Source organism: Lacrimispora sp. 38-1 (assembly GCF_049890855.1).
Taxonomy (GTDB): Bacteria; Bacillota; Clostridia; order Lachnospirales; family Lachnospiraceae; genus Lacrimispora.
Genome location: NZ_JBANEW010000063.1, coordinates 60,764 through 85,667, shown reverse-complemented (window position 1 = coordinate 85,667; position 24,904 = coordinate 60,764). Strand labels below are relative to the sequence as shown.

Sequence of the window (24,904 nt, the reverse complement as noted above, 5' to 3'; positions counted from 1 at the left end):
AACGTTATCCTTTCACTGCTCCGGCCGTCATACCGGATACAATATATTTCTGTCCCAGTAAATATACCAGGATTACCGGAAGGCTGGTCAGCAGAATATCTGCACAAACCAGATTCCAGTCTTTAAAATACATACCGAAAAAATTATATACGGACAATGTCATCGGCCACTTTGAAGAACTGCTTAAAAAATACAGCGGTGAAACAAATTCATTCCAGGTATTTAAAAAAGTCAGTACAATCACCGTAGCAACAGCAGGCTTTAACAGCGGAAGAATAACCGATACAAACAGCCTCACCGGTGAGCATCCATCAATAACAGCCGCTTCATCAAGCTCTGCCGGCAGCTTTGCCACAAATCCATGAATCAGAAACACCGAAAATGGCAGCTGCATAGCCGTATACAAAAGTACAATTCCCAGTCTTGTATTATTTAGTGTAAGAAACATCATGACTTTTGTCAATGCCACATAATTAACCGGCATGGTAATTCCCAGTACCATGTAAAGGTAGAGAAAGCGGTTTAACTTTGAACGGTTTCTTGAGAATACATAAGAAGCCGTTGCTGCAAGCACCGTACACAGAAAAACGCTGACTGCGGAATAGATGCAGCTGTTCATAAAAGAGGTAAGAAGCTTCCCCTTTTCAATTACCACCAGAAAATTGTTCCACTGCAGAGGAAGAGCCGGAAGTTTTAGATTCATCTCCGATGCTCCCAGACTGTCTTTAAAAGAATTCAGGAATATCAGCAGCATGGGAACCAGACAAATTGCCGTTATGAGACACGCCGCTGCGTTCACGGCGGCAGCGGCTGCTTTCTTTTTTGCTTTCATTATTCCTGCACCTCGTCTTTCGTCATCAGGCGGATCATAAAAAATCCGATAAACACCATGAATAAAAACATAACGGAGGAAAGGGCCGTACCTATGGCATACTGACCTGTGCCAAATTTTTTAAATACTGCCGTATAGAGTACCTCAGTCGTCGCCTTCCCCGGACCTCCATTTGTTAAAGCATAGATCATGTCGAATACCTTAAGTCCGTATATAACATTTAAAACAGTGGTTGTTGCCAGGGTCGGCAGAAGCAGCGGTAATGTGATGAACCGAAACTTCTGCCAGCCGGATGCACCGTCGATACTGCAGGCCTCATAATAATCCGAAGATATGGACAGGATTCCGGCAATTAATATTGTCATTATGTATCCGGTCCCTCGCCAGATATCCACTGCCATCACCGAATTGAATGCGTAAGCGGGACTTGTAAGCCACGGTTTGGCAAGCCCCACAAGCCCTATACTCCGGAAAAATGTGTTTAATAACCCGGTTGATGGATTTAAAATAGAGGTAAAAATCATACCCAGTATCAGAGTGGACAGCACAGAGGGCATAAACATGACCCCCCGGTGAAAATTTAAAAAGCGAATGGACTTTGTAAGCAGAACTGCAAGCGCAAGTCCCAGTATATTTTTTATTATAGTTGTTCCAAGAGTGAATACCAGAGTGTTTTTTATAATCTTTAGATAATTTCCATCAGCTGAAAATACAGTCTTAAAATTCTCCAGCCCCACAAATTTCAGCTGGTCTGAATAAGATGACCAGTCTGTGAAGGAATAACCGATTCCAATCACTCCGGGAAGGACAAATAACACCGAATACAGGAGCAATGCTCCAGCCGCAAACCACGTAGGATATATCTTTTTTCTATTCATAGTATTCACTCTCTTTCAACTGATCTTCCATGCTGTCATTTCCAGGCCGGATCGCCTGCTGCCTTTGCCTGCTGGGCTCTCACTTCATCAATAGATGCCAGTACTTCCTCCGGAGTCATTTCTCCAACGATCATGGCGGACAAGTTTGCTCCCATCTCACTCCATTGCGGATTCACATATTTTACAGCAGTCTGAATTACAGTACCCTTTTTGTCATATCTGTTATAAAAATCCTGAATTGTTTCCGTATACATGCTGGGAGCATTATTAAATGGCAGTTTGTTGAACTTGCCTACATTTTCAGTGAGGTACTTAAGATTTTCTTCCTTTGCCAGGAACTCTAAATACTGCTGCGCTTCAGCTGCGTGTTTGGAACCGCTGAATATGAATCTTGCAGGACCTGCCGGGTTAACGTTTAATGTCTGGTTGTCAGCCAGCGGAATTACGAAATAACCAATGTCATCCACTGCAATCTCAGGATTAACCTTATTGACTTCCACTCCAAACCCCTGATTGGCAACGGTCATAGCATATTTGCCGGAAGCAATGTTTTTTGCTGAATCCGCATAGGTATTGGACATGTAGTCTTCTCCCCAGTAACCTTTTGCCACCATATCATTGATCTGGTCCAAAATTGTCATTAAGGTTGCATTTCCTTTAAATGGTACCTGGTTGCTGTTCCATTTATCAACGATACCAGGCTCTGCTGTTTCAGCCTCAACGCCTGCCTCAGGCAGCCATAATGTATGATGCCAGCCATCTGATACACACTCATAGACAGGAGTGATTCCTGCTGCCTTAATCGTATCACAGACTTTTTGAAAGCTTTCATAATCTTTGGGAATCTCCAGATTCAGCTTTTTGAAAATCTGTTTGTTATAACCGATTGCCCATACAGAGGATACGTCCTGAATCGGCTGTCCATACAGCTTTCCGTCTACAGACAGCTGATCAGCCACCAATGGTTCAACCTGGCTTCCCCATGACGTTTTAGTTAAATCAACCGCATTTTTTTCCACATTGATCTGTGCCTTAATATCAAATTTACCACTCTGTGCGCCAAAGATGTCCGTACACTCCCCAGTGTTTAATTTTGTCATCAGAAGGTTCACATACTGGTCGGAAGGAATGATCTGATAATCAACCTTGATTCCTGTTTCCTCAGTAAATTTTTTGGACAGTTCAATTTCCGCATCCTGAATCCAGTCCTGGCTGGCCATAAAAGAAAGAGTAACGCCGCCTTTTTCCTGCGCAGCAGATGTCTTTGCTTCTGCAGCTGTACTTTCTCCTGCAGCTGTGCTTTTCTGCGGTGCGTTTTCCTCTTTTGAACAGCCGGAAAAAGCAAGGACAGCAGCCAGAGCAAGACTTAATACAGCTAATTTTTTTAACTTCATAAAAAATACCTCCCCAAAATTAATTGTTGACTTTTATCATGTTACCTGTATTATATAGTGTAATATAGACATTTTTGAATGAACATTTCGATCTGTTTTCATGTATATTTTTAACCAGCAGAATAATCCCCAGGAAAGAAGAATTTAAAATGGCAGCAAATAAAACAAAGAATGTTAAGAAACGCAGCATAATGTCAACACTTTTCCTTCCCTATACTGCTTTATTCATTGCAGTAATCCTGGCATTCACGGTTCACACAGTCATCAGTGAAACCGGCAAGATAAAGGTAAATGCCTTTTCTTCCCTTCAAAATAACGCCGCCATGATCATGGGCAGCTTCGATTCTGTTATCCATGACCTTGATACTGTATCTCAGAATATCATTTATTCCAACCTGATTAAAGAAAAATTTAGTATCTATGTCAACTATCAGGACAACACCTTAAGCTCAAACGAAATTTACGAAAATATCAATAACACCAAAATCCTGTTTGACCTTATAATCGCCATGATCGGTCCCAATTCCCCCGCGGACCAGACTTACCTCTATTCCCTCGATTACGGTAAGTTTGGAGTGGGACTTGATAATACTGCATCCAAAGAACGGGTAACTGAAAAAGACTGGTGCAGCAAGGTAGTTCAGGCTAAAGGAATGAAGTTTATTTACTGCGATAAGGACAACACCCTGGGCCGCTTTTATTCCTATTCCGGTGATAATTATTTTGTCTCACTCTGCCGCATGTATTATAGCCCGCTCAACATCCCACAGGGCATTGTAGAAGTTAAAAAATCCTTCAAAAGCATAGCAAATACAATAAATACGTTTAACAGTCCCTATAAAGAATACGTATACATTTTCAATCCGGAAGGAAAAGCCATCTATACAACCGGAAGCAGCGGCACACCAGACAGTTATTATGATTTGATTCAGGCGCAGCAAAACAGCCCCTCCCAAGGCTCTGGCGCAGCCCCCATTTATTTAAAAGCGGAAAATAAATACGTCATTTTTTCTTCATCAGACTATACCGGTTTTACTACAGCACTTGTGATTGATAACCGTATGCTGATGCAGCCGGTCCATCAGTACTTAAACACAGCTTTCATACTTCTGTTTACCGTCATGGTAATAACCGTTATGGTGTCTTATCTGATTTCCCGGAGAATTGCCACTCCGCTTTATAAGATCTACCATCAGGTACGGGCATTCCAGCTGACCGGAGAGGAAAAAGATACAACTGAATTTGAGGACATGGAAATTAATATCACAGAGGTGAACACCTTATACCAGGCTTTCTTAAAAATGCAGAGACAGGCAAGAAAATCAATGGAGCGGGAACTTCAGCTTCAAAACAGCGATATGCAATCCAGAATGCTGGCACTTCAGGCTCAGATGAACCCTCATTTTCTTTACAACTCTCTGGCAACCATTCAGGCCATGGCGGATGAGAACATGAACAGCGAAATCATCCTCATGTGTCAGACCATATCCAGAATCCTGCGTTATATCTCCTCAGACAGTGAGCAGATGGTTCTGTTAAAAGATGAACTTGACCATACCCGTGATTATCTGGAATGCATGAAGGTCAGATACTGTGACTCACTTCAATTTGAATTTGACATACCGGATAAAATGCATCAGGTCCGGCTTCCCAAGCTTTGCCTTCAGCTGATCGTGGAGAATGCCATCAAATATTCCACCAAATCAAGCCCTCCATGGAATGTAAAAATTCTGGGTATCATGACAAGCACCTATTGGGAGCTGCAGATCCGGGACAACGGACCAGGCTTTTCCAGTGAAGATTTAGAAAGGCTGAAAGACCAGATAGACCTGATTGAGAAAAACGGCGTTTTGCCCAATTTGGAAATAGACGGTATGGGACTCATGAATATTTATATCCGTTTTAAAATTCTTTACCGGGGCAATCATATATTTAAGCTGAGCAACAATGTACCCCATGGTGCCATTGTTGTCATAGGAGGAATGATCCCTTGAAATATTCTGTTTTAATCGTAGAAGATGAAGCCTTAATTGCCAGAAACATAGCCAGAAAAATCGAACAGTTAAATACCTCCTTCAAGGTAACGGCCATTGCAACAAACGGCCTTGAAGGACTGAATATGGCCAAAGAGCATCTGCCCAATGTGATTTTCACAGACATACGGATGCCAGAGATGGATGGACTTGAGTTAGTCCGGAATATACACGAAACATATCCCTTTATCCTGTGTGTAATCATAAGCGGCTATACAGATTTTGAATACGCAAAAGAAGCACTCCGGTATGAAGTGAGCGATTATTTACTGAAGCCAGTCAATTACGAGGAACTGGAAAAGACTCTGGCTGCCCTGGAGACAAAACTTCTTGCAACTCAGGACCGGTTTGACTCCGTCACACTGCTTCACTCCTCAAACAGGGCAAAAGAAATAGTGGAACTGATAAAAGAATATATTCACAAGAACTATCAGACTCAGATTGATTTTACCACACTGGCTTCCGAATTTGGATTTTCAGTTCCCTATTTAAGCAAAATTTTTTTCAAATACACAGAGATTACTCCTTCTAAATATTTGAGAAACTACAGACTTAATATTGCAAGGCAGCTTCTGCGCAACCCCGAATTATCCATTGCCGATGTAAGCCAGCTCACCGGTTACCTTGACCAGTTCCATTTCAGCAAAACCTTTAAGCATGTTTACGGCATCAGTCCCAGTGAATACAGAAATGAATGAAAAAAAGCTGTTTTCCCGCCCCACAGACAGGAAAACAGCCATTTATTAATCTAAAATTTCTTGTATCATTTCATAAAGTTTCACAACATCGGAAATTCTTGTAGCTCCCGTTTCTTTATCAATAATCGAAGAATATACATGGGGAATGATGTGTTCCACTCCTGCATCAACCGCAATCTTCAGGATCTCAGAGAAGTTATCAAGATCAATTCCTCCGGTTGGCTCCAGTCCAAATCCGCTCTCTGCGCAGGCTGCGGCGACCGCCTCATACTCCTCTTTCACCTTCAGTCCGCCCATGGGAAAATACTTTAAGGAATCGGCTCCCTGCTCCTTTGCCATTGCAATTGCAGTTTTAACCGGAACGATTGCCGGCTCCATATCCTTACTAAGTGGACCAGTTGATATTTTAACATAACCCGCTTTACCACAGGGAGCAACCATAGAATTTAAAAATGGTCCCTCACCCGTTTTGGCTCTGGTATATCCGCCTGCCGTAAAGGTCTGGTTGATGTGCTTCGGTTTAATCTGCCCGGATATATCCGCAACTGCTTTCCACTGTCCGGGATTTCCTGCACCAAGTCCAACGGAAATATTATTGTCCACTGCTTCCTGATATCGTTTCATATCCTCCACTGCATGTTCCACATCCGGATAATTTGCCGACAAAATCCCGACTGCAACATGACCCTCTGCAGCCTCATAAATTGCCTTAGCATTATCAACGGAATTTGTCAGACAGTTTAAGCAGACTCTTCCTTTGTAAAAATTTAATCCTTCCATCCCTTATTTCCCTCCATTTGCTGATTTGTGAATCTCTTTAAGCCTCTGTTCAATGATTTCCAGTTCTTTCTCACTGTTTAAAGGCCTGGGATCAATTGCGATGGAACCGATATTTGCCTGATAATCTCTGGTAAAGACTGCTACATCTCCCCGCTGCAGCTCTCTTACCACATCTTTTGCATTCATCCCGTAAAGTTCGGGATTAAAATCAATTTTACAGCGGAATATTTCTCTTCCTGCCTCATCCTTAATAATTGATGTTTTGCAGCCTGGTATCTCCCCTACACAGGCCGCAAACCGTTCCAGCTCTTCTTTGGAGACAGGACTTGTCTTTTCCCCGGCAATATATTCCTCCACTGCCTTTACAAGTCCCATGGTACACTCTTTTCCTACCTTCATGGCTCTGCCGATGCCTTTGTACTGAAGTCTCATGTTGTCTGCCAGTTCTCTCGTCTTGCAGGCAGCAAAACCGCTGGTAGGCCCTTCTATGGCCTTTGCTCCGCTGTAGCATACAAAGTCGGCGCCCATGGCTGCATAGATTTTTAAATCTTCTTCTGCTGCCGCATCCACGATACATGGAATCCCCAGACGTCCTGCCAGCTCAATGACTGATCTGGCATCCGGCATCTCCTTCTGAACACAGTGATGGGATTTCACAAAAAGTATTGCCAGCGTATCCTTTGTTACTGCCTGTTCAATATCTTCAACAGAAGCCCCGTTGGCATATCCGGCCTCAACGATTTTTCCTCCCCCAATCTGTACCATCTCTGCAACCGGAGCCCCAAAGTCCACGTTCTGCCCTTTTAAGAGAATTACTTCCCTTTTAGAAACAGAAGGCAGAAGGTCATAGAGGTGTTTTACTTTCTGTAGGTTTCCTCCGCAGATTAAAGAGGCAACTGCCAGTGCAATTCCAGCGGAGGCGCTGGATGTAACACAGGCATCAGCGGTTCCAATAAGATCCCCAATTCTTCTGCCTGCATAGACATAGAGATCGTCTATTACCACATAGTTGCCGGCTGCCTCCACCAGTGTTTCCCCCACACCTTTCGATATGGTGGAAACACCCAGCTTTGTCATTCTTCCGGAAGCATTAATCACGGCCTGCAGGCCGCTTTTACTGTATATGTTTTCCATTATTACTCCTTAAGACCATTAAAGAATTCCAAGCAGAGAAGTGATGACAGATACTGCCACGACTGTAAGCAGAATTCTGTTATAATACGGTCCTTTCTTTCTTAAATAAAAATAGATGATAAATACGGCTGCCAGAGGAAGAAGACCTGGTGCTACCGTATTCAGTATGTCCTGTACCACAATCTGCGTTCCGCTGGAAAAACCAAACTTCAGCGGCGTGGATATGGTGACGTAGCTTGCGGATAATGCCCCCATCATCGTAAGACCAATGACGTTTGCAGTGAAAATAATTGATTTCATCTTGCCGCCATGAAGCAGTGACACCACTGACTTTTTCCCCAGTGTGTAGCCATTATGAATCAGCCAGTAAGCAATGGCAATGGTAATGGCGGGATACAGGATCAGAGGAAGAATGCCTCCCAGTGCAGAACCGCTGCTTGCAAAAGGAAGAAAGATAGAAATAATGATCGGCATGATGGCTGCCCATACAATCGCATCTCCCATTCCTGCAATCGGTCCCATCAGTCCGGTTTTAATTCCTGTGATAGCCTCATCTGTTACATTCTCTCCATTGGCTTTCTGTTCTTCCATGGAAATGGCAATTCCCTGAATGATTGCTCCGAAGATTCCTTCCGTGTTAAAGAAAACCAGGTGGCGTTTTAAGGCTGCACTCAGTTCCTCGTCTGTATCATACAGCTTCTTTAAAACTGGCGTCATGGACGCACAGAATACAAGACTCTGCAGACGCTCATAGGAATTGGAAAGTTCTGCTCCGGCGTAATAAATCCACATGGATTTGGTAATATCTTTTTTATTCAGTTTTTTCACCTGTGTCTGCTCTCCCATCTTAAATCGCCTCCTCCTTTAACTGGAATAAACCTAACAGCAATGCAACGCAGGTTGCAAAAATGGCTACAGCCATTGTATCAAGCTTTAAGTACATAACTGCGAAAAATCCTGTTATAAAGAACGGTATCAGTGACTTCTTTCCAATCACGGATAAGGTAATTGCAAAACCGAGAGCTGGAAGAATTCCTCCCATGATTTCAAAGGAATGCATCAGCCACTGAGGAAGAACCGCGATCAGCTTCTCCACTGCTGTTACACCAAAAAAGTCAATTGCAAATACGATTGGAAAACGGATAACCAGTCCTGCGATAGCCGGATAAAGAAACGCTGCCCGTAAAATCCCTTTTGTATCCGCTTTTTCTGCATAGCGGTCTGCCATATGAACCCAGACTGCATTGGTACTTCTTCTTAACTGATCCACAAATACTCCAATTACTCCAAATGGAATTGCCAGAGCAATGGCAACCTCAGGAGTCATGTTGGACATTACTCCAAGAGGAATTGCAATACATCCTGCAAGAGCAGGATCACTGGGTACATTGCCGCCGGGAGTGGATGTAACCCCTAAATAAACCAGCTGAAGTCCTGCACCAATCTTCATGGCCAACGGCATGTTTCCCGTCAGAAGCCCTACAAAAACACCGATGACAACCGGCTGCAGAAGCATGGAAGAAAAGGTATACCCAAATCTCAAACGGCAGAACCAGTAATAGAACCCCATACATACAGCTAACATCAACACACTCATATCATACTCTCCTTAGTTATTGTATTTTTTTAAAATGGTGTGAAAATCCTGCGGTACATCTTCCGGAATTGTCTGGAAGATAATCTTAACTCCTGCCTCCTGTAACGAAATCAACTTTTCCACATCTGCATCATCCAAAGTGATATTCTGAAACACCACTTTCCTGTTAGGAGCTCCCCCCAGCCCTCCTACCTGAATATCAGTGACCTTAATTCCTCCGTCATATACTTCCTTCATGCTTTCTAAATCCGGAAGCAGTAAAAGTACCCGGCCGCTGCCAAACTGGTCTTCATTCCAATTCTTTACTGCATCTGCCCTGCTTAAACATTCTACCTTAACCCCTGCAGGTGCAGACATTAAGTAGATCTCCAGCATAAATTCATCCGCAGCCAGACTGTCGCTTACTACAACAATCCGATTGGCTTTTGACTGATTCACCCATTTGGTCATAACCTGTCCATGAATCAGCCTGCTGTCAATTCTGCATAATACAATTTCCGCCATTTTAGCTCTCCTTCTTTCCCATTGACTTTGTGACCTCACTGATCACATCAATGACTGATGACTGCCCCTGCTGCAAAACCACATCAAAGTTGCAATCCCCGGTGTACTGGATCTGGGTACAGGCTTCAATCATGAGTGGAGCGTTCAGCCCTGAAACCACCTTAATATTCCGCTCCCGTCCGATCTTAGCCCCTGCATTGGTGGTTGTTCCGCCAAATACATCCGTAAAAATCAGAGATTTTTCCGGCATTCCGGCTGCATATTCATCCACCATGGCGTAATACTCTGCAAACGTAACCTCCGGAAGAAGCGGGATTTCATGAACAAAATCAACGCTTCCCATAATCATTTTCAGACTTTCCGTCAGCGCCTTTCCCCAGCCTCCGTGAGTTAAGAGCAAAATCTGCGGTTTCTCCATATCGTACCTCCTCATTTAACAGTTTTGTATTTCCTTTTGTAATTCGAATTGTAGCATACTACATTTTTCATGTCAATATTGTATTTATATTATTTTCACAGTTTTAATTATGTATTTTGCTACTTTTTTGTAATTATAACTTTTTTAATCAAGGAATATTGAATTATAAATCAGAAATATGATATACTTAATCTGAAATTCACTACATAACTGCTACAGAAATAACAACACGGCTTCCCTTTTCCGGGAAGATTGAAAGGAAGGCTGTATTTCAAATGACAGAAAATTATGAACTGTTTACTTTAATGGCCCGTATTGACGGCATGTCCAATCAGTTCACCAAAACGGACTGGAAAATCGTACAATACATTAAAAAATCCACAATGAAATTCATTGAGCTCAGTGCCCAGGAACTTGCAAAGGAGATCGGTACTTCCGATGCAAGCATCATCCGTTTTGCCCAAAAAGTAGGGTACTCCGGTCTGAATGAATTAAAATACACCATGCAGAAGGAAATTGACAAAAGTTCTTCCTCTGTCAATCATTCCGACTACTCCGCCCTGCTCAACGACTACAAAATGCTCTTAGACAGCCTGTTTCACTTAACCAACCCTGCGGATATCAGCCATACCAGAGAGCTGATGTTAAAATCACGTCGGATCTTTATTATCGGACTGAATTTCAATCAGAACATAGCGGAAATTATTGCCCACAAATTTATGACTCTGGGCCTTACTGTTCAGGCACTTACCAACTATGATACACTGAAGTTATATCAGAGTCTTTCTCAGGAGACCGATCTCTTTATCACCATATCTCTCTCCGGCAATCACAGGCAGCTGGCTTCCATACTGGCTGATTTTAAGAAAAATGGCAGCAGTGTCCTGCTTATTACCAATTACGAGAAGTCCCTCTGCTCTCCCTATGCCAATATCATCCTGCTGATTCCAAAGACAGATCTGCTTCTAAGCAGCAACACCATAACAAGGGAAATCCTCATACTGGTTCTCTTTGATATGTTGTTCCATAATTTTCTGTCTGAGGATGTGAAGTCATTCCAGTTCTTCCAGAAAGCTGCATCCTATTCCAAATTAAACAGTGATGACACCAGAGACGGACTGCAAAAATTTATGGATCTTCTTTAGTATGTAAATGCATTAAAAAAAGAGCCCACAGTTTAACAGAATTTAAGTATCTGTAAAACTGCGGACTCTTCAGCCTGGCCTGGAACCAAAGCGGCGGTCAGATGTCTCACTGCTGTTCTTTATCAATTACAGCTCCCTCACGTTCCCTGATTAAGTCCCTTGACAAATCTGTAAAAAGCGATTCTTGTCCAAATCCCCCTGATTTTGATATCAGGTTTATCTTTCTTCCTTTATAAAGCGCTACTGAAAGCACCACCCCCCGCTCTAATTCACAGACAGGAGAAATGGCTTTTATTCCTGTCTGCTTTGCAAACTGATAAAGGAGATCACCCCCCATAAGAAAAACAGTGGCTTCCAGTCCCCTGTCTAGCAAAGCTTCAATCATGTATCCCATAACAGATACAACATCTGTCCGCAGCTGTTCCTGTAAGATTCCATTTTTTCTTGCATATTCATAAGTTGCTTCCGGTTCACCGGGACCATTGGCATTTAAAATAACAACTGGATTCTCTTCACAGGAATGCAAAAGCTCTTCAGCCAGAGCATTGAAATACCCACTACCCGGCCAGGAACGGTTAAGCTTTTCTTCCGGGGACAGACAGTGCTGGGGTACTCCTTTTGCTTTGGCATAGCTGCACTGGGCAAGTGATACCGGGTGAATACTGGCACAGGCGATGAAGATATGAGGCGGTAAAACAGGAATTCCAGGACTCCTGCCTTCAATTCCAAGCATTTGGGGCAGCAGAGCCGCAAATCCCGCGCAGCCTGCCATCAGACAGGAATTTTTCCCAGCCATAAGCCTTTCAGCAATCTTTTCCATATCCTCAGATGCTGCGGAATCGTATATCAGTATACCCTCCATATCCTCCCCTGCATTTTCTTCCAAATGGCCAATCACATGAGCTGGAACTGTTGTCTGTAAGGATATAATACTGGGAATATCCGAATAAAGAACCGGCTCAAACGGATCTTTCCCAAAAATACTTTCCGCTATTGGCACGCCATCTGCATAATGTACTCCATTTTTTGTTGTCCGTCCCATTTCAGGATATGCGGGAATAAAATGAATCTGTTTATAACCTGCGGCATCCCTTACTGCAGCAATCTCCGCTCCAATATTGCCTCGCAGCACAGAGTCTGTTTTTTTATATACATAGGGAATTCCTGCTTTTAGCGCCCGCCCGGTTATGGAAAACACCGTCTTGTACGCTTCTTCCGGGTTCAAATGACGGGTTTCCGTATTTATTACCAGAACATCAATATCCGGAGCAAAATCGGATATATTAAATTCAGATTCCAGAGTCACATAGGTCGCCGCACCGCCAGAAGAAAGCTGAACGCCTGTATCCAGTGCACCTGTAAAATCATCCGAAATTATTAATAATTTAATCATATGTTTACCTTTTCCAGCATTTTGTTTGTATTGGGTTCTGAATCAGATACCTTCATTTAATATACACATCATACCATACAATTTTATCTGTGAGAATAAACTCAAAGCCTGTTTTGGTTTATATATGAAACAGGCAGAAAAATTTTTTTCCTTTTTTTCTGATGGTTGTATACATTTTTTTTAAAATATTTAAAAATGATACGAATTATGCTATAATATATCAAACGACAATGTTTCAAATAAGAACATTTTCACAAAAGGAGGACGACCATGTCTGATAAGATACGAATACTGGCAATAGCGCCATATGAAGGCATGAAATCTATCATGTCGAAGCTTGCGGAGGAATATCCCAGCATCGATATAACCATCCTGGTGGGGGACTTAAAAAAAGGTGTGGAAATTGCCCAGAGTAATTTTTATGAAAATTATGATGTAGTTATTTCCCGCGGAGGTACAGCAAAGCTGTTACGGCAATCCATATCTCTGCCTGTAATAGAAATCCATACATCCGCATACGATATTCTGCGCACCTTAAAGCTTTCCAATGCAGACACGAAGAAAGTCGCCATTGCAGGCTTTTCAAGCATCACAGAACAGAGCCAGTTTCTAAAAGAGGTCCTTCCTTATCCCATCGATGTTTTTTCCATCAATTCAACAGAGGAAGCCTTACCGGTTCTTAAGCAGATTGCAGGCCTTGGCTATGAGGCAATTCTCTGCGATATGATCACCTATACCACGGCGAGAACCCTTGGCATGGATGCGTTTCTTCTCACCTCAGGAGTTGAAAGCATACGTGATGCCCTCAATACTGCACTTGAATACTGCAGATACTACACTCAGCTGAGAAATGAAAACAACTTTTTCAGAAGCCTGGTTAAGCTGAGAGATATGAGGACAGTAGTTTTTGACAATGATGGGAAACTGATCTTTTCAACAATAACAGAAAATGATACTGCAATTCTCGATTCACTTCATTTAGAAATAAACAACATACCGCCAGATGAAAAGCGCAGTTTAATATACCGGAGAAACAACCTGATTTACTCCGTACAGGCTCAGCGTCTTCTTTCTGCAGGAATTGAATATGTTGCATTTTACATTACCGTAAACAAAGCTCCCTCAGGCGGAGCCAAAAGCGGAATCCAGTACAGCAACCAGAGAGATGTGGAAAAAGAATTTTACGAAAGCATATACAGCGTCACTAATTTCTTCGCTCAATTCTACAATACCATTGACCAGGTCAATAAGGATTTATATCCGGTCATCATAACCGGCGAAGAAGGCACGGGCAAAGAACAGATCGCAAAGGCTATCTATCTGCGCAGCTCCGTTAAGGATCAGCCGTTCATCGAGATAGACTGCAGCTTATTAAGTGACAAGGTATGGGACTACTTAACCAGCCATCACAATTCTCCTCTCTGCAGCTGCGGAAGCACGATTTTTATAAAGAACATGAATTTGCTGAGCGAAGAACGGCAAAGGCAGCTTTGGATCAATATCACTGATACCGATGCCTGCAAAAGAAACCGGCTTCTTATATCCTTTATCTGCAATTCCCACGGAATCACAGATTCCGGCTCCATGGAATTCATTAACCGGCTGAAATTATTTGTATTTACTCTACCGACTCTTAGAACAGATGTATCGCGGATCGAACCCATTGCAAATCTCTACTTAAACCAGCTGAATATGGAAAATGAAAAGCAGGTACTGGGATTTTCATCAGATGCCATAGAAGAATTGCAGCGCTACCACTGGCCCTATAACTATATGCAGTTCAGCCGGGTCATGAATAACCTTTTTGTCCTGTCTCAGGGACCATATATTGATATTAATGACGTAAAAGAGGTTCTGACCAAAGAAGTGACCCTCACTTCCGCATCTGCCAGCGGTTACATGAATATGCTGAACTTATCACAGCCCTTAAATAAAATCAACCGGGAGGTCGCGCTTATTGTACTGGATACACAGAACGGAAACCATACAAAAGCCGCCAAAAGCCTGGGAATCAGCAGAACCACCCTGTGGAGACTAATAAATTCTGATAATTAAAGAAAAAAAGGGAAACACTATCTATCACTGATCAAATTCAACATACAAATAATCTATAGGAGAAAAACAATGCAAAAAGAATACTTATTGGAATCCAATGAAGTTATAATCCAGCTTGAGACATCTCCTCAGGGACTTACCGAATCCCAGGTTGAAGAACGCCAGGAGAAGTATGGTTTAAACAAATTAAAAGAGGGAAAAAAAGCAAGTCTCTTCAAAAAATTTTTAAAAGAACTTTCCAACTTTATGACAATCGTCCTGATTGCTGCTGCAGTCGTCTCCGGAGTCACCTCTTTCTATGAGGGCGAAGGCATGATCGATACGGTAATCATTCTCCTCGTAGTTGTAATTAATGCAATTCTTGGAGTCTATCAGGAATCCAAAGCCGAATCTGCCATTGCCTCCCTGCAGGAGATGACGGCAGCGACGTCAAAGGTAATCCGAAATGACAAGCTTGAAATTATCCGCTCGGAGCAGCTTGTTCCCGGCGACATCATTGTTCTGGAGGCAGGAGATTCAGTCCCTGCCGATTCCCGGATTTTGGAGAGTGCAAGCTTAAAAGCAGAAGAAGCGGCGCTGACAGGTGAATCTGTCTCTGTTTCCAAACACAGTGATGTGATCAATGCCAAAAATGGCGAAGTTGCTCTGGCAGACAGAAAAAACATGATCTATACCGGATCTACTATCGTTTATGGCCGTGGAAAGGCCGTCGTCTGCTACACCGGTATGGAAACAGAGATCGGCCATATTGCGGATGCCCTCAATACTGCCAAAGATGAAGAAACTCCCCTTCAGATCAAGCTTAATCAGCTTTCTAAGGTATTGTCCATCATGGTTCTGGGGATTTGTGCCTTAATGTTTGCTGTAAACATTTTAAGAATTGGTTTTTCCGGAAACGGCATTCATCTGGAAGAACTGATTGATACCTTCATGATTGCTGTTTCATTGGCTGTTGCCGCAATTCCAGAGGGTCTGGCAGCAGTAGTAACCATACTTCTTTCCATCGGCGTAACAAAAATGTCCCGCAAACATGCAATTGTCAGAAAACTGACAGCTGTAGAAACCTTAGGCTGCACTCAGATTATCTGTTCGGATAAAACCGGTACTTTAACACAGAATAAGATGACTGTGGTTGAACATTCCACTTCAGATGAATCTCTTCTTATGACAGCGATGGCCCTCTGTTCAGATGCAGTTCTTGATCCTGACAGCCATCAGGCGGTAGGCGAACCTACAGAATGCGCCCTGGTAAATGATGCATATAAAAACAGCTTATCAAAGCCGGTACTCTCCAGTGATTATGAGCGTATCGGAGAAGCGCCGTTTGATTCCGTAAGAAAGATGATGTCTACTGTACACAAAAAGAAGGACGGCACTATAATCCAGTTTACAAAGGGCGCCCCTGATGAGGTATTAAAACGCTGCAGCAAGGCATGCATGAATGGAAGCATCGTAAAGATGACAGATGATATCCGACATGATATCATACAGTCCAACAAAGCCATGGCCGACCGGGCACTTCGTGTTTTATGCGCTTCCATGCGGGAGTGGGAAGACGCCCCGCCTGCTTACGCACCAGAAACTCTGGAAAATGAGCTGATCTATCTTGGACTTTCCGGCATGATAGATCCCGTTCGTCCAGAAGTAAAAGCAGCCATCAGGGAATGTCAGAATGCCAGTATCCGCCCGATTATGATTACAGGAGATCATAAGGACACTGCCGTAGCCATAGCAAAAGAACTGGGTATTCTTGAAAATGAAAGCATGGCTATTACAGGTGGGGAACTGGAAAAATTAACAGATGAGGAACTGGAAAAAAAGATTACGGACTTATCCGTCTATGCCAGAGTACAGCCTGAACATAAAGTCCGTATTGTGAAAACATGGAAAAAGCTCTCTAAAGTGACAGCCATGACCGGAGACGGGGTCAACGATGCCCCTGCAATTAAGGAAGCCGATATCGGTGTTGGAATGGGTATTACAGGAACTGATGTTACTAAGGATGTTGCGGATATGGTTCTGGCAGATGACAATTTCGCCACCATTGTTGCAGCAGTAGCCGAAGGGCGCCGTATTTATGATAATATACGTAAAGCAATTCAGTTCCTGCTCTCCTCTAACCTGGCAGAAGTGATTGCAGTATTTGTCGCCAGCCTAATGGGCTTTACCATCTTAAAGCCAGTCCATTTACTATGGATCAATCTGATCACAGACTGTTTCCCTGCTATCGGACTGGGCATGGAAGCGGAAGAAGCTGATATTATGAAACGCGCTCCAAGAAACCCGAAAGACAGCATCTTTTCTGATGGCGTAGGTATTGAAATCGCACTTCAGGGCTTTGTCATTGCACTCCTGACGCTGACAGCCTACTTTGTGGGGCATTATGTGGAAAGCGGAGTCTGGGAAATTGCAAAAAGTGCAGACGGCATGACAATGGCTTTTCTTACCTTATCACTGCTTGAGATGTTTCACTCTTTTAATATGCGTTCCAGATACAATTCCATTTTTCATTTGAAGTCAAGGAATGGATTCTTAAACAGCTCCCTGCTTATGTCCTTCATTTTAACAACTTCTGTTATTTACATTCCATTTTTAAGAAATGCGTTCTCGTTCGAGCATATCTCACTTATGGAATATGCCATCGCTGTACTGATTGCAGTCTCAATTATACCGATTATGGAAATCGTAAAATTAATGAAACGCAGATAATATCGGGCGTCCGGATTCATCCGTATCCTTCAGTAAGCGGATGAATCCGGCCGCCCGATTATTTCTGCCACATCAACAGACAATCTGTTTTCTCACTCTCCAGGGTAATCAAATACTTTTTTCAGATGCATAAAGAGCTGCGTATGTCTGGTCAGTTCCTCATACCCCTCATTTTTCAGGCACCATTTCATTGCGGTCAATACAAGAGCCGCATATAAATCTGACAAATAATCCAATAACTCCAATGACTTTCTGTTAGTCATTTTCTGTCTCTCATAAAAACTTTTTTGTAAGAAATCGTACATATCTTCATATAAATGAATGGATTCAGTATGAATGGTAAAAAGGGCCAGGATTTCTTCTTTTCTGTCAGATAAAATCTGATACATTGGTTTAAGTACCATAAGGATATGTTCCGTTGTGTCGCAGTCAAACCGCTCTCTGACAGCCGCCTTCAAAAATTCAAATACTTCATCGCAGAGTATTTCCGCCAGCTGATATTTGTCCATATAGTGCTTATAGAATGTGGAACGGTTAATTAAAGCACGGTCAAGAATATCCTGAATCGTTATTTTATGAAAATCCTTTTCTCTCAACAAGGAGATAAACGCATTCTCAATATTTTTTCTGGTCTTTTTCACACGCAAATCATTCTGGTTCATATGCATTCCTTTCCCATTACTATTCTTATACATTCATAATAAATAAGCAACACTATGTATTGTTTTGTAGCTTAAGTATATAAGGAATAAAAATCTGTTGATTGAAACTTTCTGCCATTTGATTAAAATAATAATCAAAAAAGGAGAGATTCAATTATGAATGAATTAAGATGGTTTACCTGGTTATTCCCCTTATTATTTATTGTACATGATATGGAAGAGATTATTACAGCAAAACAGTGGTGTAAAAAGGGATTTAAACAGTTTATCCCGCTTCCCATCACACCGTTCGGCAACTCCAAAAGCACAGCAGGCCTGGCTGTCGGGGTGTTGGAAGAACTGATTTTATGGATTCTTGCTACCCTGCTTGGAAATATCACCGGCTTTTATGGTTTATGGTACGGCCTGCTGGCAGCGAATATTATTCACCTTATTCTATTCCATATTGTTCTGCTGCCCCTGTCTTACCGGCATTACGTGCCTGGGGAAGTTACCGCATGGCTGACACTGTTTCCCTGCTGCTATATCCTGATTCTTGCGCAGAGGGTCTTAAATTATTCAGCAGTTGAAATAACACTCTGGGTTATAGCCGGCTTTGTTTTTGCATTTGTGAATATGAAAGTACTTCACAAGAACATACAACAGCTGGCAAGGATTGCAGGGGAATCGGAATAAAATGCATGCATCTATTTATAAAAATGTATGATTTTCCTTTCTTTTCCTGCCAGCATGAAAAAATATGGTTCTAAAAAAAGGCAGACGCAGCCTGGCTGTTCTGGCAGCTTTCGGGCAGACTTTTACGCAGGCATAACAACGAAGACATTTATTTTCACTGATCTTTAAGGTTTCGGGATCAATGGCACCCACCGGACATTTTTGCACACAGGCTCCGCAGGAATTGCAGGAAGTCCCGTATATCCGGGGCTGCCTGACCAGAAACCGTGTCCCCGAATCCGGAAACTCTGTTATAAAACCAGGCAGCATACTTTTCGGTATTTCAGGACACGTAAAATTACCCGAATCTATCTTCTTCTGAATACTCTCAGCAAAAAGCTCAGCCTGCTGTATGTCCTGACCATCCGGTCTGCCATATGCAACAGGAGCCTCTTTGGAGGCATAAGTATGCTGACCAATAAATGTTCCTGCAGCAATCAGTCTGAAATTGTTCCTCTCCGCAAAATTTTTGAATTGCTCCAGACTGATTCCAAATCCCATATTTCCATAAACTGAGACCACTGCAAGGGGTGTTCCATTCCCCTGTAATCGATTTATATAATCAAATAAAAAATGAGGAATTCTTTCCCCGTAAACCGGAATTGCTATAATTACTAAATCACTGTCAACTGTTATAATATCTTTTCGTTTATCCGGCAGAGTTATATCCGTAAAATGAACCTTACCTTTTAAACCTTTTGAAATTGCTGTAACAATTGCTTTTGTTGTACCTGTAGCAGAAAAATAAATAATTTCTGTCTTCATATTTTCACAATCCGCTTCCTAGATTTCTTTAATAAAAAACATCTCCATGGGCTGCTCATACCCTGGAATATTAATAATCACTCCACCGCTGTCTTTATATCCCATTTTTCTATAGAAGTGCTGGGCATTTTCATCAACCTGCGTGGAAGTCAAAAGCATTCCATACCCCAACGTCTTCATATCTTTTTCCCAATTCTCCATTAATTTTCTTCCATAACCCTTACCCTGACTCTCAAAATCCACATAGAGCATGGTGCAAAATGGAGTATTGTCCCAAAAAAGATTATATCTTAACAAACCTGCAGGAACATTATTTTCAAATAAGACATACCCCATTTTGTCCCTGATCTTTTTCTCAAATTCACTCTCCCGCAAATGCTTATCCAGTTTAAACCAGAAAGCTCTGTCTTCTTCCTGTACACATCTTATTCTAACCATAACAGACCCCTTACCGCTTATCGCATATCCTAAACAAAAATTATTGAATTCTCCAATACACCCCATTAGGCATCTTACATAGATAACCAGGATTTCTTTCTTTTACCTCACCCGTATCAATATCTCTGATAATTATATTTTCATGATACTCAGGATCTTCCCACCACTCGGAAAAATAAAGATATTTTCCCTCACGGAAAAGCAGACTCTCCGTATCCCCTATCTCAATTCTTTTATTTTCCGGCCAGACAATTTCGTACACTCCATCGTTCCCAGCCCTCGTCAGCATAAGAGGCGATACTGTTAACATCAGATTGTAGCAATCTTCCACAATTACTAAGGGCAATTCTTTTATAATTTCAAGCCTCTGGCTGTGTGGGAAATAACTATATATCTGTATTTTTTGTTTGGAAAAATCAACCTCTAAAAAATAAAAAGCACCCTTGTCCCAGACCGGCCGTTCAATATACACATTCTCCTTTTGTTTAAATGGGCTGTAAACCCGTCCCTCCGGATAATGAATCAGATGACACACCGTACCGGAATATCTCTCTCCGGATTTTACTATTTCCTCTGCCTCGTATAAATCACAAGAGCTGTTATTGCTTTCTTTGCAATAAAACCATTCGAAGGTACCCTCTATCGGTTCTGGATACGAATCCGATATACCTTCAATTTTAATTACATTCATTCTCATTCCCCCGTTTAACATTTTTACTATTTGAAAATCTAAGAAAATATAAATCTACTTTCGCAAGATTATCATACTATGCAGGCTATATCCTAACAGACTCTTATCCTCACATGTCTTCAAATGAAATTGATACCACTTGCTAAAATTCTCCTCATCAGCATTATTAATTTTACTGGAAAGTAAGTAGTTTATCCCATCTACAGCGATATGTGAAACAATATTGGTGTGAAAACTTAATGCCATCTCCTCCATTTGAAGAGGCGTCATATACAGGAATAGTCCGTCATTGGTTTTATTATCAAACCATTTGTCCGCCTGGTCCATGTTCTTTAAACCATCATCCAACCCGGAAATTACACCAGCCATCGTATTGATATAGGAAACAGCCAACAATCCGTCCGGTTTTAATACACGCAGGCATTCTTTCATTATGCGGGGTCTTATCTCATCATCAGTATGATAAAAAGCCCCCATACATAAAACTGCATCAAAACTTTCGTTACTAAACCTGGTAAGATCCAGCATACTTCCGATATAAATATCTTTTAATACAGGATTATTCTTTTGCTTGTCCCTGATAATCTCAATATTACCAGGAACTATATCTCCTGCAACAACTTTATATCCCAACTCAGCTAAAGGAAAAGCATAATTTCCTGTCCCCGCACAGCCGTCTAATACCAAAGACTCTTTTTTAATATATTTCTTTAAATAATGCATACTGGTCAGCCATTCTATCTTATGACTATTGTTCTTAAATAACCTTCCTTCTTCGTCATATGCTTTATAATAATTAATAATATCCTGATCCATAAGCCTGTCCCCTAATCTGATATTACTTCCCACACATAGGATTTTGTTTCATATCATTCTGTAACTTTTAAATAGTAACATATTTTATCACCCTTTTCCCGCTGTTTATTCCACGTATTTTCTATGGCATCCTTAACATTTTTTGCATCCCGAAAAGCAGCTCCTCTTTTTTTACAATGCTCCGCAAGCAGTTCGTCACTTATGTCCAGATATACAATCACTTCACAATCCAAAAGTATCAGAGTAAATAATGGATACCCAGCTTTAACCGTCACTCTTTCTCTTACCAGCCTGCCTGCAAAATCTCCAATTTCTTTCGTCCATGGTTTCTGGCAGATATATGCTTCCTCTTCTTTGGTCAATTGGGGCCACAATTCATTATCCATATCCACGGTTCCTGGAATCTGCTCATGTAATGTTGACTTGCCACAGCAAGTGGTCGCCAATATGCAGATTCGATCCTCTTTATGTTTCTCAAATATTGTATTTAAAGAATTTATAGTATCATTTGCCAATGTTTTTATTTCCATTTTTATCTGTTCCTCCGTTCTTGTCTGAACGTAAATATATAGAGATCTGGTTCCGTCCATTCTCTTTGGATCGATACAGTGCTTCATCGACCTCTGAAATCCCCACACTAATCGTCACATGGTAACATCCTTCTTTTTCCTCACTTACAACCATTGCAAGAACTGCATTCCCAAGCATATGACCATATGTATCATTTTTCTCCTTAAAATGATCAATATCAAACATAAACAAAATTTTTTTCCTCTTCCGGTTTTTTCGAAGAAAAGTCAGATACAATTTGGAGAATTGCTTTCTATTTAGTAATCCAGTCAGCATTGCTAATAAGCAGTATATGTTTTTTCACATCAGACTCCTCTTTGAATATACTAATTTACCATCAAATTTTACATAAAAATGAATAAACAACCCGTTTACTCATTTTTAAGTTTATCATTTTTATCCATATATTTCTACAGTCATTATTAATAACTCTGACCAGATTTTTTAGCAAATTGCGGAAACAAATAATTGAAGAATTAAGTGATTAAGAGAAAAAAGAGAGTAGATTTATTGTTAAACAAATTAATTCACTGGCATACTTCTGGTGAAAATCAGAAATATACCAGTGAATATCAAATTATTATTTTGTCCAGCATTCAGAAACTTTTACACTGTCACCCTCCTGGACGAAATGGAGGAACTGCATTACGTCTCCAGCGTTTTTCTCATTCGTTGCCTTGTCAGTATTAGTTACTCTGTAATGAATTGCAGCCCAGTCACCGCTGATCAGCATATTGTCAAAGAAGAGGCGCTTATTTTCTGTTTTCTCTGCTTCCTCTTTAACAAAAGACTTGATACCCTCAAGCCCCATATCCTCATCTCTGCCGTGTAACTGAAAATCCTTTGTAAAGTAGGTATCTGACCAATTACTCCAGACCTCCGCACCCTGATTCCAATTATCGAAATCCTGCAGGATGGCAGCCTGAATCTTTTTACCCATGCCGTCATCAATGGAGGTAGGATTTAAAACCGGATACTTTGCGGCGAGTTCTGTGGTCTCCGGAATTGTATAATTAACAACCTCCTGCAGAGCTTCCTGTTGCTTTGTCTTCTCTTCTTCTGTCTGGAAATTTGAAACACCATCAAAACTCTTATCCTTAGTACCTGCCCAGCCTTCCACAACACGAGTGCCTAAATCATCACCATAATCCTTAAAATGCACAAATTCCATTACCGTACCATCGCTGGTCTTTCCAGTCTTCTTATTTGTGTTATGGGTATCATAACGGATGGCTGTCCAATCATCGCATATGACCATGTTGTGAAAAACACCCATCTGTATGTCGGTTGCTTTCAGCTCAATATCCATAGCTTTCTGGTACTCTGCAAGGGTAAGCTTTGCCCCATGAATATTATAAAGGGAATCTGGTGTATAGAGAATATCTCCCCAGGCCTTCCAGGCGTCAAATCCACGGTTCCAGTTTTCAAAACCATTAAGCAGCCGATTCTGAATGTTCCTTTCCATATCAGAGTCCACCGGGGTCAGATTTTCAATTGGAAACTTTGCCAGAAGCTCTTCATTATTGTCATAGGAATTAGAAATTCCGACTGCTGAGGATGTCTCAGTATTGGCAGCCTTAGTGGTTTCTGCTGTAGCAGTCTGTGCGGCTGCGGGGGCGGTTGTTCTGCAAGCAGTCATTGCAGCACTTGCGAATGCTGCCGTGGCAATGGCGGTGATCAGTACTTTCTTTTTCATAATTTTTTCTCCTTCATTATAAGCAATTTAGATATCACCACAGCTAGATGATATGTTTTGTTGCCGTCTGTATTTATTCTGTTTCATCGAATAAGGTTTACTTCGCCTGTCGATGATTGTATTATAGAAATAAATTATTTGTTTTATATTTGGCAAATATTAGCAGATTGTTAAGATGAACCATTTCCGCTAACATTTTGCTAATATTCTATTGATAAAATAAGCACTGATGACCTGGTGACCCAGAAATATTCCGGAAATGAATGACTAAAAAAAGAAAGAAAAGGAGATTGACATGATTCGCATATTACTTGTAGAGGATGATCCGGATCTAAACCGCACCGTATGCCGGCATTTGGCGGCTCATAATTATACAGCCACAGGCTGCATCAATGCTGAAGAAGCCTATGATGCATTATATTCCGGGAAATATGAACTGATTATTTCGGATATAATGATGCCCGGGATAGACGGATTTGAATTTGCTAAAACTGTCCGTGAGGATGATCCCAATATTCCGATTATATTTATGACAGCAAAGGAAGATTATCCTTCAAAGAAAAAAGGCTTCAGCCTGGGAATTGATGATTACCTGGTAAAGCCAGTGGATCTCAATGAACTGCTCCTCCATATCACGGCAATTCTTCGCAGGGCAAATATTACCACCCAGAAAAAGATCACGGTTGGATATCTGGAACTGGATGAAGAGGGATTCTCTATTACTCTGGATGGAGAACCGGTACCATTGACGACCAGGGAATTCCAGCTATTGTTCAAGCTGCTATCTTATCCAAACCGTGCCTTCACAAGGCATCAGCTGTTGGAAGAGTTCGGTGGAATCGACAATGAAAGCGGCCCCCGTTCCATTGATGTCTTTATTACGAACATCCGCGCAAAGATGGGAGACTGCGAAGATTTCAAAATCGTAACGGTCCGGGGCATTGGATACAAAGCAGTAATTAAGTAGAAGAAAGGTACAGTT

General features: G+C 41.6%; 25 protein-coding genes. 7 read left to right on the top strand and 18 right to left on the bottom strand.

Translation table 11 applies throughout. The features are described from left to right. Positions 1-4: 4 nt before the first annotated feature. Genes V7D18_RS18365 through V7D18_RS18355 form a run of 3 tightly spaced genes read right to left on the bottom strand, consistent with a single transcriptional unit; the run spans position 5 to position 3,104 of the window. Entirely contained in the window at positions 5-832 is an 828-nt protein-coding gene (locus V7D18_RS18365; RefSeq protein ID WP_426156294.1) for a carbohydrate ABC transporter permease, read from the bottom strand. After that, the gene (locus V7D18_RS18360; protein WP_426156292.1) at positions 832-1,710 is read right to left on the bottom strand and encodes a carbohydrate ABC transporter permease; all 879 of its coding nucleotides are present in this window, start codon (positions 1,708-1,710) and stop codon (positions 832-834) included. Before V7D18_RS18360 ends, V7D18_RS18365 begins: the two co-directional genes overlap by 1 nt. A gap of 35 nt (positions 1,711-1,745) precedes the next feature. Further along, positions 1,746-3,104, bottom strand: a complete 1,359-nt coding sequence (locus V7D18_RS18355) for an ABC transporter substrate-binding protein (RefSeq protein WP_426156290.1) — start codon at positions 3,102-3,104, stop codon at positions 1,746-1,748. 149 nt (positions 3,105-3,253) lie between these two features. On the opposite strand from V7D18_RS18355, the gene V7D18_RS18350 reads away from it, so the two are divergent. Together V7D18_RS18350 and V7D18_RS18345 are read left to right on the top strand one after the other, a co-directional pair. Further along, positions 3,254-5,098, top strand: coding sequence for a sensor histidine kinase (locus tag V7D18_RS18350; protein ID WP_426156289.1), 1,845 nt, complete (start codon positions 3,254-3,256; stop codon positions 5,096-5,098). Continuing rightward, positions 5,095-5,835, top strand: a complete 741-nt coding sequence (locus V7D18_RS18345; RefSeq protein WP_426156287.1) for a response regulator transcription factor — start codon at positions 5,095-5,097, stop codon at positions 5,833-5,835. Before V7D18_RS18350 ends, V7D18_RS18345 begins: the two co-directional genes overlap by 4 nt. A gap of 45 nt (positions 5,836-5,880) precedes the next feature. On the opposite strand, the gene dagF is transcribed toward V7D18_RS18345, so the two are convergent. The 6 genes from dagF to V7D18_RS18315 are packed head-to-tail and all read right to left on the bottom strand — an operon-like array spanning position 5,881 to position 10,268. After that, complete coding sequence (dagF, locus tag V7D18_RS18340) at positions 5,881-6,615, bottom strand: 2-dehydro-3-deoxy-phosphogluconate aldolase (protein ID WP_426156286.1); 735 nt, start codon at positions 6,613-6,615, stop codon at positions 5,881-5,883. 3 nt (positions 6,616-6,618) lie between these two features. After that, complete coding sequence (locus V7D18_RS18335; protein ID WP_426156284.1) at positions 6,619-7,749, bottom strand: DgaE family pyridoxal phosphate-dependent ammonia lyase; 1,131 nt, start codon at positions 7,747-7,749, stop codon at positions 6,619-6,621. Between the two features lie 18 nt (positions 7,750-7,767). Next, positions 7,768-8,595 (bottom strand): PTS system mannose/fructose/sorbose family transporter subunit IID, encoded by an 828-nt coding sequence (locus tag V7D18_RS18330; RefSeq protein WP_117416279.1) that lies wholly within the window; start codon positions 8,593-8,595, stop codon positions 7,768-7,770. Position 8,596: 1 nt separating this feature from the next. Then, positions 8,597-9,346 (bottom strand): PTS sugar transporter subunit IIC, encoded by a 750-nt coding sequence (locus tag V7D18_RS18325; RefSeq protein ID WP_314462871.1) that lies wholly within the window; start codon positions 9,344-9,346, stop codon positions 8,597-8,599. Between the two features lie 12 nt (positions 9,347-9,358). After that, the gene (locus tag V7D18_RS18320) at positions 9,359-9,850 is read right to left on the bottom strand and encodes a PTS system mannose/fructose/N-acetylgalactosamine-transporter subunit IIB (RefSeq protein ID WP_314462872.1); all 492 of its coding nucleotides are present in this window, start codon (positions 9,848-9,850) and stop codon (positions 9,359-9,361) included. 1 nt (position 9,851) lies between these two features. Beyond that, positions 9,852-10,268, bottom strand: coding sequence for a PTS sugar transporter subunit IIA (locus tag V7D18_RS18315; protein ID WP_426156282.1), 417 nt, complete (start codon positions 10,266-10,268; stop codon positions 9,852-9,854). A 275-nt stretch (positions 10,269-10,543) separates the two neighbouring features. Here V7D18_RS18315 and V7D18_RS18310 point away from each other — a divergent pair, with 275 nt between their 5' ends. Further along, positions 10,544-11,413 (top strand): MurR/RpiR family transcriptional regulator, encoded by an 870-nt coding sequence (locus V7D18_RS18310; RefSeq protein ID WP_117416276.1) that lies wholly within the window; start codon positions 10,544-10,546, stop codon positions 11,411-11,413. 106 nt (positions 11,414-11,519) lie between these two features. Here V7D18_RS18310 and V7D18_RS18305 read toward each other — a convergent pair whose 3' ends face one another. Then, positions 11,520-12,806, bottom strand: a complete 1,287-nt coding sequence (locus V7D18_RS18305; RefSeq protein ID WP_426156279.1) for a four-carbon acid sugar kinase family protein — start codon at positions 12,804-12,806, stop codon at positions 11,520-11,522. Positions 12,807-13,076: 270 nt separating this feature from the next. Here V7D18_RS18305 and V7D18_RS18300 point away from each other — a divergent pair, with 270 nt between their 5' ends. Further along, positions 13,077-14,861 (top strand): PrpR N-terminal domain-containing protein, encoded by a 1,785-nt coding sequence (locus tag V7D18_RS18300; RefSeq protein WP_426156277.1) that lies wholly within the window; start codon positions 13,077-13,079, stop codon positions 14,859-14,861. Between the two features lie 69 nt (positions 14,862-14,930). Continuing rightward, entirely contained in the window at positions 14,931-17,570 is a 2,640-nt protein-coding gene (locus tag V7D18_RS18295) for a calcium-translocating P-type ATPase, PMCA-type (protein ID WP_426156276.1), read from the top strand. Positions 17,571-17,662: 92 nt separating this feature from the next. On the opposite strand, the gene V7D18_RS18290 is transcribed toward V7D18_RS18295, so the two are convergent. Further along, entirely contained in the window at positions 17,663-18,232 is a 570-nt protein-coding gene (locus V7D18_RS18290; protein WP_426156274.1) for a TetR/AcrR family transcriptional regulator, read from the bottom strand. Positions 18,233-18,388: 156 nt separating this feature from the next. Here V7D18_RS18290 and V7D18_RS18285 point away from each other — a divergent pair, with 156 nt between their 5' ends. Further along, entirely contained in the window at positions 18,389-18,907 is a 519-nt protein-coding gene (locus tag V7D18_RS18285; RefSeq protein ID WP_426156272.1) for an HXXEE domain-containing protein, read from the top strand. 15 nt (positions 18,908-18,922) lie between these two features. On the opposite strand, the gene V7D18_RS18280 is transcribed toward V7D18_RS18285, so the two are convergent. The 7 genes from V7D18_RS18280 to V7D18_RS18250 all read right to left on the bottom strand — a co-directional run bounded on the left by V7D18_RS18280 (position 18,923) and on the right by V7D18_RS18250 (position 23,922). After that, complete coding sequence (locus V7D18_RS18280; protein ID WP_426156271.1) at positions 18,923-19,711, bottom strand: EFR1 family ferrodoxin; 789 nt, start codon at positions 19,709-19,711, stop codon at positions 18,923-18,925. Between the two features lie 18 nt (positions 19,712-19,729). Next, positions 19,730-20,149: a GNAT family N-acetyltransferase gene (locus V7D18_RS18275; RefSeq protein WP_426156269.1), complete on the bottom strand. Its 420-nt coding sequence runs from the start codon at positions 20,147-20,149 to the stop codon at positions 19,730-19,732. 40 nt (positions 20,150-20,189) lie between these two features. Beyond that, positions 20,190-20,840, bottom strand: coding sequence for a hypothetical protein (locus tag V7D18_RS18270; RefSeq protein ID WP_426156267.1), 651 nt, complete (start codon positions 20,838-20,840; stop codon positions 20,190-20,192). Between the two features lie 54 nt (positions 20,841-20,894). Then, positions 20,895-21,656 (bottom strand): class I SAM-dependent methyltransferase, encoded by a 762-nt coding sequence (locus tag V7D18_RS18265; RefSeq protein WP_426156265.1) that lies wholly within the window; start codon positions 21,654-21,656, stop codon positions 20,895-20,897. 53 nt (positions 21,657-21,709) lie between these two features. Continuing rightward, entirely contained in the window at positions 21,710-22,186 is a 477-nt protein-coding gene (locus V7D18_RS18260) for a hypothetical protein (RefSeq protein WP_426156263.1), read from the bottom strand. Then, entirely contained in the window at positions 22,161-22,502 is a 342-nt protein-coding gene (locus V7D18_RS18255) for a GGDEF domain-containing protein (RefSeq protein ID WP_426156262.1), read from the bottom strand. The genes V7D18_RS18260 and V7D18_RS18255 overlap by 26 nt, the downstream gene beginning before the upstream one ends. A 304-nt stretch (positions 22,503-22,806) precedes the next feature. Then, complete coding sequence (locus tag V7D18_RS18250) at positions 22,807-23,922, bottom strand: nuclear transport factor 2 family protein (protein ID WP_426156260.1); 1,116 nt, start codon at positions 23,920-23,922, stop codon at positions 22,807-22,809. A 295-nt stretch (positions 23,923-24,217) separates the two neighbouring features. On the opposite strand from V7D18_RS18250, the gene V7D18_RS18245 reads away from it, so the two are divergent. Continuing rightward, entirely contained in the window at positions 24,218-24,889 is a 672-nt protein-coding gene (locus V7D18_RS18245; protein WP_426156259.1) for a response regulator transcription factor, read from the top strand. Positions 24,890-24,904: the final 15 nt, after the last annotated feature.

Excerpts from the sequence above, each read along its gene's own strand:
- V7D18_RS18365 (WP_426156294.1), bottom strand. The coding sequence starts at position 832 with ATGAAAGCAAAAAAGAAAGCAGCCGCTGCCGCCGTGAACGCAGCGGCG.
- V7D18_RS18360 (WP_426156292.1), bottom strand. The coding sequence starts at position 1,710 with ATGAATAGAAAAAAGATATATCCTACGTGGTTTGCGGCTGGAGCATTG.
- V7D18_RS18355 (WP_426156290.1), bottom strand. The coding sequence starts at position 3,104 with ATGAAGTTAAAAAAATTAGCTGTATTAAGTCTTGCTCTGGCTGCTGTC.
- V7D18_RS18350 (WP_426156289.1), top strand. The coding sequence starts at position 3,254 with ATGGCAGCAAATAAAACAAAGAATGTTAAGAAACGCAGCATAATGTCA.
- dagF (WP_426156286.1), bottom strand. The coding sequence starts at position 6,615 with ATGGAAGGATTAAATTTTTACAAAGGAAGAGTCTGCTTAAACTGTCTG.
- V7D18_RS18335 (WP_426156284.1), bottom strand. The coding sequence starts at position 7,749 with ATGGAAAACATATACAGTAAAAGCGGCCTGCAGGCCGTGATTAATGCT.
- V7D18_RS18330 (WP_117416279.1), bottom strand. The coding sequence starts at position 8,595 with ATGGGAGAGCAGACACAGGTGAAAAAACTGAATAAAAAAGATATTACC.
- V7D18_RS18325 (WP_314462871.1), bottom strand. The coding sequence starts at position 9,346 with ATGAGTGTGTTGATGTTAGCTGTATGTATGGGGTTCTATTACTGGTTC.
- V7D18_RS18320 (WP_314462872.1), bottom strand. The coding sequence starts at position 9,850 with ATGGCGGAAATTGTATTATGCAGAATTGACAGCAGGCTGATTCATGGA.
- V7D18_RS18315 (WP_426156282.1), bottom strand. The coding sequence starts at position 10,268 with ATGGAGAAACCGCAGATTTTGCTCTTAACTCACGGAGGCTGGGGAAAG.
- V7D18_RS18310 (WP_117416276.1), top strand. The coding sequence starts at position 10,544 with ATGACAGAAAATTATGAACTGTTTACTTTAATGGCCCGTATTGACGGC.
- V7D18_RS18305 (WP_426156279.1), bottom strand. The coding sequence starts at position 12,806 with ATGATTAAATTATTAATAATTTCGGATGATTTTACAGGTGCACTGGAT.
- V7D18_RS18300 (WP_426156277.1), top strand. The coding sequence starts at position 13,077 with ATGTCTGATAAGATACGAATACTGGCAATAGCGCCATATGAAGGCATG.
- V7D18_RS18295 (WP_426156276.1), top strand. The coding sequence starts at position 14,931 with ATGCAAAAAGAATACTTATTGGAATCCAATGAAGTTATAATCCAGCTT.
- V7D18_RS18290 (WP_426156274.1), bottom strand. The coding sequence starts at position 18,232 with ATGAACCAGAATGATTTGCGTGTGAAAAAGACCAGAAAAAATATTGAG.
- V7D18_RS18285 (WP_426156272.1), top strand. The coding sequence starts at position 18,389 with ATGAATGAATTAAGATGGTTTACCTGGTTATTCCCCTTATTATTTATT.
- V7D18_RS18280 (WP_426156271.1), bottom strand. The coding sequence starts at position 19,711 with ATGAAGACAGAAATTATTTATTTTTCTGCTACAGGTACAACAAAAGCA.
- V7D18_RS18275 (WP_426156269.1), bottom strand. The coding sequence starts at position 20,149 with ATGGTTAGAATAAGATGTGTACAGGAAGAAGACAGAGCTTTCTGGTTT.
- V7D18_RS18270 (WP_426156267.1), bottom strand. The coding sequence starts at position 20,840 with ATGAATGTAATTAAAATTGAAGGTATATCGGATTCGTATCCAGAACCG.
- V7D18_RS18265 (WP_426156265.1), bottom strand. The coding sequence starts at position 21,656 with ATGGATCAGGATATTATTAATTATTATAAAGCATATGACGAAGAAGGA.
- V7D18_RS18260 (WP_426156263.1), bottom strand. The coding sequence starts at position 22,186 with ATGGAAATAAAAACATTGGCAAATGATACTATAAATTCTTTAAATACA.
- V7D18_RS18255 (WP_426156262.1), bottom strand. The coding sequence starts at position 22,502 with ATGCTGACTGGATTACTAAATAGAAAGCAATTCTCCAAATTGTATCTG.
- V7D18_RS18250 (WP_426156260.1), bottom strand. The coding sequence starts at position 23,922 with ATGAAAAAGAAAGTACTGATCACCGCCATTGCCACGGCAGCATTCGCA.
- V7D18_RS18245 (WP_426156259.1), top strand. The coding sequence starts at position 24,218 with ATGATTCGCATATTACTTGTAGAGGATGATCCGGATCTAAACCGCACC.